Source organism: Reichenbachiella sp., from assembly GCF_033344935.1.
Classification (GTDB): domain Bacteria; phylum Bacteroidota; class Bacteroidia; order Cytophagales; family Cyclobacteriaceae; genus Reichenbachiella.
Window position 1 is genome coordinate 326,531 of sequence record NZ_JAWPMM010000001.1, and the last position, 12,913, is coordinate 339,443.

Genomic DNA, 12,913 nt, shown 5'->3' on the forward strand with positions numbered 1-12,913 from the left:
GGGCTATTTATTTAGTATCATTTTCCCGCCGTAACTATTACCTTGATAGATGATGAGGTAATGGTATAACCCATTTTGAACTGGGTTTCCGCTCTGGTTTTTGCCATCCCATGTAGCTGTAATGTCACCGGCGTATTGTGATGTGCTGAATAAAGTTCTGATCACTTTGCCTGCAACATCTGTGATATGAATAGTCATTTCGGATTCTTCTGGAATAGACAATCTGATATGGAATTCGTCTTCAAAAGGATTTGGGTATCCTAAAGCTACTGATACATTTTCCTCAAGGTCGGCTCCTGGAGTAACTGGTTTGGTATTAAACAGGTTAGTTTCAAAAATGCCATTGCCATGCGTGGCTACAGCCATTTTTCCATCACTAGACCGATAGTCCATCATTGTAACCACTGAATTTCCAATACTTTCAATTCCCTCTTGTTGCCAAACGGTTTCATTGGCAACCAACTGATCAGTGCTATACAAACCCATGCTTGTCCCTACAAAATATTTATATGAGCCATCATTGAGTGCAATGATTTCTGACCATCGAATACTGGGACCATTGCCAGAGCCATCTGGGTTTTCTTCTAAATTACCGCCAACCTCGACAAAAGATTGACCTCCGTTATCTGACCAAAATAGACTCAGGATATTGTAATTGGAAAAACAAACTAGAATACGTGACGCATCATCTGGATCAATGCAAATGTTCGAAATGTAACCCTCATGAGAAAAAACGGCTTCAGATTCAGCTGAAGGAGAATTTGCGTTAGTACTTTTATAAACGGTGCCCATGGGTGTACCACTCATGAAATTATACGTTCCAAAAAATAGCGTATGCGCAGGGTTGGTAGAAATATCTAAAGCTGTAACATTTTCACTTCTACTAGGAGCCACTGAGACTACTTGCCAGTTAACCGAAGTTGAAACCTGTTTGAAAGGTTTAATCTGAGATAAATTATCATTTCGCCACACGGCACTATCTCCAGCCAAATACATTCTATTGTAATTGTTGGGGTCTAAAACAAATGGGGTAATGAACAAGTAATTGTCCCGGTTTACTCCTTTTGGATCTACTTTGGCCCAAGTATCTATGCCGCCGTCATCCTCATAAGAAATTTTAAAAATTCCGGCTTCTTGAAAAGACATGTACCAAAATTGATTACCTGGCGTGGTAGCACAATAACTGCCATCGCCTCCAAGAACAGAGCTCCAACTTCGATTAACTCCATTTCCTGAACTAAAATAAGTACCATTGTCTTGCATTCCACCGAGCATTTCATTTCTTCCTTGGTCTTTAGAAATGGCGACCGTATAAAATTGTGAAGTGACATAACCATTATTGAGTGAAGACCAGGAAACGGAAGCTGCTCGATTATCAAAGGTTTTAAATATGCCTCCATCGCACGATGACAACATTTGATTACTGTTTGATAGAAATAATAGTTCGTGCTGATCTGGATGATGGTTTTCATAAGGTTGGTTCACATTTTCTGTATCGTACCCTCCAATTTGTGTAATATTGGATGTAGTGGTGAATCCATCTGTTGAGCGATAGAGGTTGGTTCCACCGATAAATACCGTATTCGGGTCTTCAGGGTGAACCTTTATTACCATATTATATGAACCTTGGCTATCAAAAGCTTCTAATTCAGAGTCCTCATTTGGTATTTGGTCTGAATGGTTAGACCATATGCCGTTTTGAAATTTCCATAACTGAAGACTTGTTCCTTCCAATAAAAAGTAAATGATGTTTTCATTGGATGGAGCATAAGACATGACCAAGCGCTCAGAAAATGAATTGAAACCAGTAGGTGTAATGTTGGACCAATTTATCCCATCCTCTGAGTAAAAAACACCTTTGTTGATACCACTGAACCCGCTACCTGTGGAGGTACTTAAGTAGGCATACATTTTCCCAGCTGGAGTAATCATGACATTGGTATAGAAGGATGCTTCTGAATTATTGAGATCTCCTGATTTGTCTTCCAAAAGGTTAGGTTCACCGAGTACTTTTTCCCAGCTATTTCCACCATCTGTGGAGCGAACAATATTTCCATATATAGCGGCATATACAACATCATTTGAAAATGGTTCGAGCGGGTTGATTGCTAAATTCCATACATAGTTGAATGGGCTGTCGAATGAAGCGGGGTTGTTCGTCGAGGTTGAAGCTAGCAAGTCCCAGGACTCGCCGTTGTCAGTAGATTTAAATATGCCATCGCCTCGATAAGGGGCACCTGAGGCTCTGGCCGAATTTCCGTCTAGTTCTCCCGTCCCGAAATACCAAGAGTCCCTTTTTCCGATTCTGGAATCTTGAACAATCGATGTTACACTATTGAGTGCTGATGGTTGGGTGGTCCTACTCCAGCTGATGCCGCCATTAGTAGATCTCCACATTCCACCAGACACTCCGCCAGCCAGTAGGACATTCTCATCTCTCACATCAAACGCCAAAGCACGGGTTCTACCTCCTACATTGTGAGGACCCGCCAGCGACCAGTTCTCTTGTCTGCTTCTTAAATTACTTTGACTTTTTTGTATTTTTCTAGCAAAGGCAAATTCCTTTTGATGAATATCTGCAGGAACTTTATTGGTTTTAGGATCCACTAGCATTCGTCTCTCATAGTCAAACCGAGCATTGGGATTTTCTTTTGTTCCAATGGTTGAGGGTGCACTTGGCAAGGGAGGAATACTATTTTTTCGGGAGCTGGTTTCACATCCTAATATCAAAACGCTGAGTGTAATACTCAATAAACCTATCTTCAAATTCATCAAATATCTTCTCGCTTCGTGTTTGCAACATTCAAAATTAAATCAGCACCGAATGCCATACTTGGTGTTTGAAACCCTGTCCCCGATAGCTGCTCACTTAGTTTCTCCACAATCATGAGCGATGTGATTGCTGTAAGTTTATAGCCCTCTGGCGTTGTGAGTTTCGCCGAACGAGTTTCTCCTGCCGCATTCTTGACCTCACCCCATAAGTAACAGTGACTTTCTTCCCTCATTTGTTCACTTGGTCCTGTTACTGTGTTTTTGACTTTGTTCTGTAGGTAGCTCTGCACCAGTCCAATATTGAAAAACCAACGCCACTTTTGAACGAACTTCATTTTTTTAATCTGACCCGGGTGCATAGCGGTATACACCATAATATTGGGGATGCTTGTACTTCTATAGGCAGTCGATACATCTCCCCACGGAATTGAAACGAATGATTTTTCTTTTCCATCCAGGTTTAATTTTCTGGTAGCGTATACATGGGGAACAGGAATAATTTTTCCACCTTTTCTAATGGCTCCACCTTTTCCAATGCCTTGTGTCATCGTGAGGGCCGTTCCACGTGAAGTGGAAGATTCACTCATAAAGGCCAGTTCAAGATGAGTGGCATCTGGAAGTTTTGATTTTAAATGACTAGCCAAACAATCACTGGGCACCACATCAAATCCTACGCCAGGCATGATTAAAATCCCAGCATCTTTTGCTTTTTGATCGAATGACGCGCCCAATTCAAACACTTCGATTTCACCGGTAATATCTAAATAGTGTGTTTTAGTCGATAGGCATGCCTGCATCATGACTTTGGCTGTTGAAGAAAATGGACCTGCACAATGCAAAATAAGGTCAACTTCATTTAATGCTTCATGGAGTTTATCGGATTCGGATAGATCAAAAGTGCGATAGTCAAAACCTAATTCATCTGCGAGTGCTTTAGTTTTAATAGCATCACGCCCACCCAGCATAGGGTTAAGCCCTTTGTCTTTAGCCAGTTTTGAAATAAGTTTTCCTGTATACCCGTACGCACCGTAGATGAGAAATTTCATGTTGTTTAATTTTTAAGATTGGAAATTAAGCAAATCCTTTCAATCCCTTGACTCTTAACTACAACAATAATGCAAGCTAAGTTCACCAAGTTTTTTTATGTTAAGTGACTTGTTGTATTTTTATTGCCACAAAACAGACTTACAATTCCTATGTCGATGAACAGCCGCAATTTTATCTGGTATGCGCTTCCCATGATGATCTTTTTGGGCCTCATGTGGCTATATGAACCTTGGTTTTATCAAAGATATATTGCCAGCGAAAAACTGGAGAAGATCAAGAAGCGCGATTTTAAAATTGTTGGTCATAAGGGAGCTGCAGGGTATGCACCTGAAAATACGTTGTCCTCATTTCAAATCGCTATGGACATGGGTGCCGATATGATTGAAGTGGATGTGCATTACACTAAAGATGGTGAAGTGGTTGTTTTTCATGATGAGGAAGTATCAAGAACAACTAATGGCACCGGTCGAATTCACGAAATGACTTTGGCAGAGGTTAAGGAGTTGGATGCAGGTTACTGGTTCTCACCAAAGTTCGAGGGTGAAAAAGTACCGACACTAGGAGAAACCATTGATTTGATCCATGGCAAAATGGAGTTGATTATTGACATCAAGTCTAAAGGACATGGTTATTACGATGGCTTTGCCGAGAGAATCGTTGAAGTCATCGATGAAAAAGGAGCTATGGATTGGTGTATTATCCAGGCTTATGATGAGCAGTATCTGGAGCATGCTTATGAAGCGGATTCTACGATCGAAATGAAAAAGATAATGATGGGCGAAGACGAAACCCATTTGTTGGCCTTTTATATTAATGCCAAGAGTTTCACAGACCATAGAAACATGCACGAGTTTTATGGCACATTGAATCCACATTACAAGACCTTATCGCAAAGACGAATTTTCAGATTTCATGCCAGGGGCTACAAAGTGTATACTTATGTAGTAAATGAAAGATCTGATATGCTCAAAATGCTGAATATGGGATTAGACGGTATCATTACTGACTATCCAGATCGTATGGTGAAAATTAGGGAGGAATTGGAGCAGCTAGACAGAAGAAGAGCAGCCGGAGACGAAGAAACACCTTGACAAATCATTACAAAAACGGAGAAGAGTATTACAACAAGATCTATCTCCTATTTAATTTTTTTATTGCCATTTCATTGGTTCCTTTTGGCTATTTGCTTTTACAGAAACAAGTAGGTGAACTTGAGTCATTGGTGATTGATGAATGGTACTACGTGATTTTAGTCGCTTTATTGTTGGCTTCAGCAGCTATCATATTTCAATCCCATCAGAAATTCAGAGCTTATCTCAAAAAAGAACAAAGCTCAACAAGCCTCAGAGACAAGCTCAATGTTTACAAAAATGAATCAGTCAAAAAATTCGTTGGCTTTTTGCTGGCCAGTATGATTTGTGTTTGTGGCTTTTATCTTACTGCCAGTGCATTTTTCATTGTTGGTTATATTGTGTCGACCATTTTATTATCTATCAAACGACCGACACTCAATACCATTATCGAGGATTTGAAACTATCTGAAGAAGAACAAAATGTTCTAATTGAAAAAAAGGATATACCCTTTAACTAAGCCTCAACTCCCACCGCTTCGGTCATTACATAATACCTCGGGTCGTCGATATCCGAAATGATAATTTCATCAAACTTAGGATTGGCTTTTTTCAGCACTCTTTTACAGTCTGGACTCAAGTGTTTAAGCATTACTTTTTTACCCAATGCCTCATATTTGTTGACCACTATTCTTACCGCTTCTACACCTGAATGGTCTGATACTTTAGAATCAATGAAGTCTATTTCAATTTGATCCGGATCTTCTACTGGTGTGAATTTACCATTGAAGGCTTGTATGGACCCAAAAAACAATGGACCCCAGATTTCATAAACTTTAGTGCCATCTTCTCGCATGGTTTTGCGTGCTCTAATCTTCGTCGCGTTTTCCCAAGCGAATACTAATGAAGAGACAATCACACCACAAATCACAGCAATCGCTAAATCAAACATAACCGTAACTGCAGAAACAAGGATGAGAACAAAGGCATCAGCCTTTGGAATTTTATTGATAATCCTAAAGCTAGACCAGGCAAAAGTTCCGATTACCACCATAAACATGACACCTACTAAAGCTGCAATGGGTACCTGTTCGATATATGGAGAAAAGAATAATATAAAAGACAAGAGCATCAAGGCAGCTACAATACCTGACAAACGACCACGACCACCAGATTCCACGTTGATCATTGATTGACCAATCATGGCACATCCACCCATTCCACCAAAGAATCCATTAATGATATTGGCGGTACCTTGAGCAACACATTCTTTATTACCACTACCTCTGGTTTCTGTGATTTCATCTATGAGTGTTAATGTCATCAATGATTCAATTAAACCAATGGCGGCAAGAATCAAAGCGTAAGGGAAAATGAAGTACAAGGTATCTAATGTAAGAGGAATCTGAGGAATCATGAAAGAAGGTAAACCTCCTTCTATGCCTGACCCACCATTGGACTGCACAAATGATAATACGGTTTGTGTGTCAATACCTCCGAAGATCACAACTAAGGAAACGGTTAGAATCGCTGCTAGTCCAGCTGGAATTTTATTGGTGATTTTAGGTAAACCAAACATGATACCCATAGTCAATAATACCAGACCTAACATGACCCAAAGATCAGTTCCAGCCAACCATTGACCTTCAACTTTGAACATACCTAGCTGAGACAAGAAAATCACAATGGCCAAACCATTGACAAAGCCCAGCATCACTGGGTGCGGGATCAAACGCACGAATTTCCCCAATTTGAAAATACCCGCAGCCATTTGAAGCAACCCCATGATCACCAAAGTGGCAAATAAATATTGGACACCCGCACCTTCTACTCCCGGCATCAAATCATTACCTTCCTTTACCAAAGAAACCATCACTACAGCGAGTGCGCCAGTTGCCCCAGAAATCATTCCTGGGCGACCACCGATTACCGCGGTGACCAAGCCGACCATGAAGGCACCATACAAACCAATGATAGGATCGATACCTGCTACAAACGCAAAGGCAACAGCTTCGGGAACTAGCGCTAGCGCAACCGTCATTCCTGAAAGAATATCATTTTTGGCGTTTTGGGTTTTATTCTTGATCAGCTCAAACATAAAAATTAAGATTTTTCTAAAATGGGGTGCAAAGGTAGAAGACTATTTCATTAGCTCATAGTCTATGTGTAAATTATAAACATTGCTCATTTGACGTAAGAAGCAGCAAAAGAATAGATAACTAAAATGTAGTCTACGGTCACCAAATCATTTTCAATGTCCAATTTCAGAATACCACCTATATCAACCTTATCAGGCAGTACATTTTCGAATTATGTGCGAGCGATTAAAAGTGGTCGTGTCGAATGGAGATATTACCATAAAGTATTGTTGACAGGATTGGTTTGTGGCTTGGCAACACCTTTTCATTTTTGGGAAAGGCTTCGAGAAATTGAAAAGCCAAAAGGAAGCAAATCTCCCCTTTTTATTATTGGCCATTGGAGAAGTGGTACTACGTTTCTTCACAACCTCCTGTGCCAAGACCCAAATGCTGCCTATGTTTCAACCTATCAATCACTTTTCCCGAACAACATGCATAGCAAAATCATTTTCAAAAACTTCATGAAAATGAATATGCCAGATAAACGGCCCAGTGATAATGTACGACTCGGGATAGACCTGCCACAAGAAGATGAGTTTGCATTAGGCAATTGGCAACGGTTATCCTTTTATGACTTTTTCTATTTTCCTGATCAGTTCGAAGTTTTGTTTGACCGAACCGTTGAGTTCAAAGGTGTTGAGCAAAAAGATATTGACGAGTGGAAGTCGGCATACCAAGGGCTTATCAGAAATACACAGAAACATGGACAAGGCAATTATCCCATTTTGAAAAACCCTGTCAATACGGGTCGAGTAGATAAACTGCTGGAACTTTTTCCAAATGCAAAATTTCTCCATATTTATCGAAACCCAGTGGTTGTTTATCTTTCGATTAAGAAGTTCTTCTTGTCTCTTTTTCCAACCTTACAATTTCAGCACACCACAGAAAAGCAATTGGTGGACTTGATCATGCAACTGTATCCAAGGTTGATGAAACGATATTTAGATCAGCGTCATTTGATTCCGAAAGGACAATTGTATGAATTGTGTTTTGAAGATTTCGAAAAAGAACCCATGCAATACACTCATGAGATTTTCTCACAATTGAATCATTCGAATTGGGACGAAGCCAAGGCTCAAATTCAGAAGTACTTGGAGGCACAGAGTGATTATCAAAAAAACAGCTACCAAATTTCAAGATTTGAATTGGACCGAGTTGTAAAGAAATGGGCCTTTGCCTTCGAAGCCTTTGATTATGACGTTCCAGAAAATATTAAGGTCATTTGACAAAACTTACTTACTAGTAAGTATATTTGCATTATGTCGAATACCAGACAGCAAATATTGAACCTGGCAGAAGAGCTAATCAGAACGCGTGGTTACCATGCTTTTAGTTACAAAGACATCAGTCAAAAGCTAAATGTGAAGAATGCCGCCGTGCATTATCACTTTCCATCGAAAGAAGCATTGGGCGCAGCGATTATCCAGGATAGTATAGATCTGTTCAAAAGCAAGGAAGAGTCATGGGATCAAATGTCATCCAGGGATCAACTTCAGGATTTTATCAGTATTTACCAAAAAAGCAACGATCGTAAATGGTCTTGCTTAATGGGTGCCTTAAGTGCTTCAGTGGAAGCGCTCCCAGAAAGTATGCAGGGCAAGCTCAACGAAATGGGGAAATACATTCTTGATCGGTTGACAGTCACTTTGCAGGAAGGGCTACAAAGTGGCGAGTTCAGTTTCCCCGAGGAGCCAAGGGCAAAAGCAGAACTGATTATATCTTCGCTGCTTTCTTCACTTTTACTCGAAAGAGTGATGAAAGAAAAAGTATTCGACTCGATTAAAAATTCAATTATTCAATCTGTAATATCAAATAACTAAATCATACAATGGCTGAAAGAAGAGTAGTAGTCACAGGCATGGGTGCAATCACCCCGCTGGGCAACGATGTACAAACCTTTTGGGACAATGCAGTAAAAGGGGTGAGTGGAGCTGGACCAATCACGCATTTCAATGCAGAAAAATTCAAAACACAATTTGCCTGCGAAGTCAAAGACTTCGACCCGAAGTTATATCTGGACAGAAATGAAATCAAACGAACTGACTTATACAGTCAGTACGGATTATATGCTGCTGCACAAGCGATCGAAGATTCTGGTTTCGAATTGGACAAAATGGATCCTTTTGATGTGGGTGTCATCTGGGGAACGGGCCAAGGTGGTTTGGAAACACTGGAACAAGAGGTTCAGTACTTTATGGAGAAGGACAAAGAGCCGAAGTTCAATCCATTTCTGGTTCCAAAGATGCTAACCAACATGTGTGGTGGAATGATCGCCTTGAAATATGGTTTTATGGGAATTGGCTTTACCACTATTTCTGCTTGTGCCACCACAAACACAGCTATTATGGATGCCTTCAATTACATCAAATTGGGCAAAGCCAAAATTTTTGTGACTGGCGGATCAGAAGCGCCAATCACAGAAGCGAGCATTGGAGGCTTTGGATCCATGAAAGCATTGTCCACTAGAAATGAAGACCCTGCAGGAGCATCTCGTCCGTACGATATTGACAGAGATGGCTTCGTGATGGGTGAAGGTGGAGGAGCCTTGATTTTGGAAGACTATGATCACGCCAAAGCGCGAGGTGCAAAAATCTACGCAGAGATTGTAGGGTCGGCTATGACGAATGATGCCTACCACATGACGGCGACTCACCCTGAAGGACTAGGGGCACTTCGTGCCATGGAGTGGGCACTGAAAGAAGCGAATCTGACACCAAGTGATTTGGACTACATCAATACGCATTCTACCTCTACGCCTGTGGGTGATTTGAGCGAACCAGCGGCTATTGCCAAATTGATGGATGGTTATGAAAACAAATCCGTGATCAGTGGTACCAAATCAATGACCGGTCACATGCTGGGTGCGGCAGGAGTAGCTGAAGCCATACTTTCGATCCAGTCGATCAACAACAACGTGGTGCCTCCTACCATCAATACCGAAACGATTGATCCGGAGATTGTAGGTGATCATGACATTGTGACGAAGGAAGCCAGAGAAAAAGAAGTGAATGTGGCGATGAGTAACACTTTTGGCTTCGGTGGCCACAATGCCATTTCGATTTTTAAAGCGGTTTAAAACAAATCACGTCATTGCGAGCAAAGCGAAGCAATCTTATTCCTTTTACATACATAAAAATAGATGTAGTAGAAGTCTGGGAGGGATTGTCACGTCTTCTGTTTTGCATTGGCAAAACAGACTCCTCGCAATGACGTATGCTAATAACATGAACCCAGACCAAAACAAGAAATATGCCGTCGCCTTCTACCAAATGGCCTATGAAGGGAACCCCGCCAAAGCCATTGAACTATATGTTGGTGATGACTACATTCAGCACAACCCTGATGTAGCCAATGGGACTCAAGGATTCATTGACTACTTCGAAAGAATGCAAAGGGAATATCCTGAGAAAAGTATCGCGTTTGTTCGGGTGATTGCTGAAGGAGACCTCGTGGCACTACACACCCATCAGACCTGGCCTGGTAATGACCAATATGTGACTATGGACTTTTTCAGGTTTGACAACAACGGCAAAATCGTAGAGCACTGGGATGCTATTCAGCAGATCCCTGAAACTTCGGCGAACCCTAATACCATGTACTGATCAAATTTCTTAATCTAGATTAAGAAATTCGCTTTCTCCTTTTCGTTCAATCAGTCAAACAAAATTTTAAAACCATGATTAAATATATGTTTGGCCTGGGTTTTCTATTGGCCATTAGTATTTCCAGTTGTGAACAAAAAGTGGCTTCTCAAGAAACCACTTACATCAACAAAGATTTGCCGACCATTGGCATCATCATTTTTGATGCGGTGATCACCAATGAAATTTTGGCTCCGCTCGATGTGTTTTCCAAACACACGGCTAATGGAGAAAAACTTTTTAATGTCATTTTTATTGCCGCCGAACAAAGAGCCTATAAAACCGAAGAAGGCATGCGTATGTTGCCCGACTTTTCTTTTGAGAACACACCAGACCTGGATGTATTGGTGATTCCCAGTTCTTATAAGCCCGCCAAACAATACAAGGATCCACAACTGGTTGGTTTTGTCAATCAGCAGTACGATCAATTGGATTATGTGGCCACCCACTGTGCGGGTGCGTTTACCCTGGCTGCTTCAGGGAAAATTGACAATAAAGAGCTGGTGACCTACATTACTGGTGGAGAGTCTCTTCAGAAAGAATTTCCAAACTTGAAAGTACAGGACGATGCTGTGGTTTCTGTGGCGAGAGATGGTAAAGTATTTTCTTCCAATGGGAGCTTAGTGTCTTACCTTGGCTCATTGGACTTACTAGAAGCACTCACTAGCTCAGAACATAGAAAATATGTGGAGGGCTCTCTGTACCTAGATCGGCTAATAGTGTCAAATTGATTGAGAACCAAATAAGTGTGTTTATTCAGCTACTATGTCTGGATAAACACCCCTTTTGATTAATTTGGGGATTAATCGTAAGCATAGTGCTCGATGTGAAAATAATTAATGCTAAAATGGAAATCGCAGAGACACTTACTAAACTTCAGGAACGAAATCTGAAGCTTAATAAATTCTTGGATCAAACAGGTAGAGATTATGAACATGCAGGTCAAAATGTCCCTAAATTCAAAAAATTCATTGAGGAACATGGGCTGGACTCATTCCTAATCATCGATTTAGTAACCAATCTTCAACTATTGAATAATCCAGATTTCGACTTTCGATTAGATGACCTTGCTAAGGTTTTGAAAAGTTATAATGACTTAAATTCTAGTGATTTGGACGGATACTTGGAATATGGACATTTTCAAAATGCTGTTATGGATGATTCAGTTACTGCATTGCTAACAGTAGAAAAAGGGATAGAAATAGCCAATAAAAAACTGGAGGAACTAAAGAGATTAAAAAATTCAATAACTACGGAATAGTATCCCAAATAGTCCTTGTTTTTAACGAGTATGAAAGAAGCCGAGCCTTTGTAACGCGAATTCCAGCTAACTTTATAGCCTACCCCCAATACCTAAATGAATTACCAAACCTATCAGCCCCATTCGGACTTAGAATCCATTATTCGTTGCTACTGGACTTTGGAGCTTCCTGCTGATCCTAGCGCGCAAAGACAGCGCATTGTGCCTGATGGATGTATTGAAATGGCTTTTATTCTCGGAGACGATATCAAACGATATACTTCAAAAGATTCATTTATTCTTCAACCTCGTGCCATGGTTCTTGGGCAAACTATTGAACCGTTCTATATTGAGCCCACAGGCGATGTCAATACCTTTGCTGTTAGCTTTTACCCCTATGGTTTTGCTAATTTGGTTACCGTACCTATAAAAGATTTAGCAAACAAGGAGACGCCAATCGAATGCCTGCTAGATGAAAAAAAAGCAAAGGAATTGACCAGGAAAATAATTGAAGCCGAGGACGTTGGACAAAGAATAGAGATCATCGAACGCTTTCTTTTGAGCAAGTTGACGCGGCAACCAATGGTCGACCATATTGTTAAAACGACTATAGATACCCTTTTATCAAAAAAGGGGAGTTCTTCAATAAGCAATATTCTCAAAGAAGATTTATCCAAAAGGAGGCAACTGGAACGGAAGTTTGTGAAACAAATCGGGATCAGTCCGAAGCAATTGGGCAAGGTGATTCGACTTCAAGGCGCATTAAAGATGATGCTAAATGAAGAAGGAGAAAGTTTGACCAACATAGCTTACGAAAGCGAATACTACGATCAAGCCCATTTTATAAAAGACTTCAGGGAGTTTACAGGAGTGAGTCCCAAGGAATTTTTAGGCAATGAAAATATGGTGCTTTCCTCCCTGTTCTACAAATAGACTCGGCGTCGCACTTTTACAATTTTACTTCTAGCTAGGCCATACTTTTGTCTCAAAAAGAAACTAATCAGT

General features: G+C 40.6%; 12 protein-coding genes. 9 read left to right on the top strand and 3 right to left on the bottom strand.

Annotation, left to right across the window (positions count from 1 at the left end; all coding sequences use genetic code 11):
- Positions 1-3: 3 nt before the first annotated feature.
- Both R8N23_RS01370 and R8N23_RS01375 read right to left on the bottom strand, forming a co-directional pair.
- Positions 4-2,772 carry a FlgD immunoglobulin-like domain containing protein gene (locus R8N23_RS01370; protein WP_318169768.1) on the bottom strand — a complete coding sequence of 923 codons (2,769 nt, stop codon included), beginning with the start codon at positions 2,770-2,772 and terminating at the stop codon, positions 4-6.
- Positions 2,772-3,818, bottom strand: a complete 1,047-nt coding sequence (locus tag R8N23_RS01375; RefSeq protein ID WP_318169769.1) for a saccharopine dehydrogenase family protein — start codon at positions 3,816-3,818, stop codon at positions 2,772-2,774. The genes R8N23_RS01370 and R8N23_RS01375 overlap by 1 nt, the downstream gene beginning before the upstream one ends.
- 156 nt (positions 3,819-3,974) lie before the next feature.
- Here R8N23_RS01375 and R8N23_RS01380 point away from each other — a divergent pair, with 156 nt between their 5' ends.
- Together R8N23_RS01380 and R8N23_RS01385 are read left to right on the top strand one after the other, a co-directional pair.
- Complete coding sequence (locus R8N23_RS01380) at positions 3,975-4,910, top strand: glycerophosphodiester phosphodiesterase (RefSeq protein ID WP_318169770.1); 936 nt, start codon at positions 3,975-3,977, stop codon at positions 4,908-4,910.
- Positions 4,907-5,410 (top strand): hypothetical protein, encoded by a 504-nt coding sequence (locus tag R8N23_RS01385; RefSeq protein WP_318169771.1) that lies wholly within the window; start codon positions 4,907-4,909, stop codon positions 5,408-5,410. The genes R8N23_RS01380 and R8N23_RS01385 overlap by 4 nt, the downstream gene beginning before the upstream one ends.
- On the opposite strand, the gene R8N23_RS01390 is transcribed toward R8N23_RS01385, so the two are convergent.
- Positions 5,407-6,987 carry a SulP family inorganic anion transporter gene (locus R8N23_RS01390; RefSeq protein WP_318169772.1) on the bottom strand — a complete coding sequence of 527 codons (1,581 nt, stop codon included), beginning with the start codon at positions 6,985-6,987 and terminating at the stop codon, positions 5,407-5,409. The genes R8N23_RS01385 and R8N23_RS01390 overlap by 4 nt on opposite strands.
- Before the next feature lie 156 nt (positions 6,988-7,143).
- On the opposite strand from R8N23_RS01390, the gene R8N23_RS01395 reads away from it, so the two are divergent.
- The 7 genes from R8N23_RS01395 (at position 7,144) to R8N23_RS01425 (ending at position 12,841) form a co-directional block, all read left to right on the top strand.
- Positions 7,144-8,253: a sulfotransferase gene (locus tag R8N23_RS01395; protein ID WP_318169773.1), complete on the top strand. Its 1,110-nt coding sequence runs from the start codon at positions 7,144-7,146 to the stop codon at positions 8,251-8,253.
- A 33-nt stretch (positions 8,254-8,286) separates the two neighbouring features.
- Complete coding sequence (locus R8N23_RS01400; RefSeq protein WP_318169774.1) at positions 8,287-8,847, top strand: TetR/AcrR family transcriptional regulator; 561 nt, start codon at positions 8,287-8,289, stop codon at positions 8,845-8,847.
- Between the two features lie 8 nt (positions 8,848-8,855).
- On the top strand, positions 8,856-10,103 hold the full coding sequence (fabF, locus tag R8N23_RS01405; protein WP_318169775.1) for a beta-ketoacyl-ACP synthase II: 1,248 nt from the start codon (positions 8,856-8,858) through the stop codon (positions 10,101-10,103).
- Between the two features lie 130 nt (positions 10,104-10,233).
- Positions 10,234-10,629: an ester cyclase gene (locus R8N23_RS01410; protein WP_318169776.1), complete on the top strand. Its 396-nt coding sequence runs from the start codon at positions 10,234-10,236 to the stop codon at positions 10,627-10,629.
- 74 nt (positions 10,630-10,703) lie between these two features.
- Positions 10,704-11,399 (top strand): DJ-1/PfpI family protein, encoded by a 696-nt coding sequence (locus R8N23_RS01415; RefSeq protein WP_318169777.1) that lies wholly within the window; start codon positions 10,704-10,706, stop codon positions 11,397-11,399.
- Positions 11,400-11,515: 116 nt separating this feature from the next.
- On the top strand, positions 11,516-11,929 hold the full coding sequence (locus R8N23_RS01420; RefSeq protein WP_318169778.1) for a hypothetical protein: 414 nt from the start codon (positions 11,516-11,518) through the stop codon (positions 11,927-11,929).
- A 96-nt stretch (positions 11,930-12,025) separates the two neighbouring features.
- Entirely contained in the window at positions 12,026-12,841 is an 816-nt protein-coding gene (locus tag R8N23_RS01425; protein ID WP_318169779.1) for a helix-turn-helix domain-containing protein, read from the top strand.
- Positions 12,842-12,913: the final 72 nt, after the last annotated feature.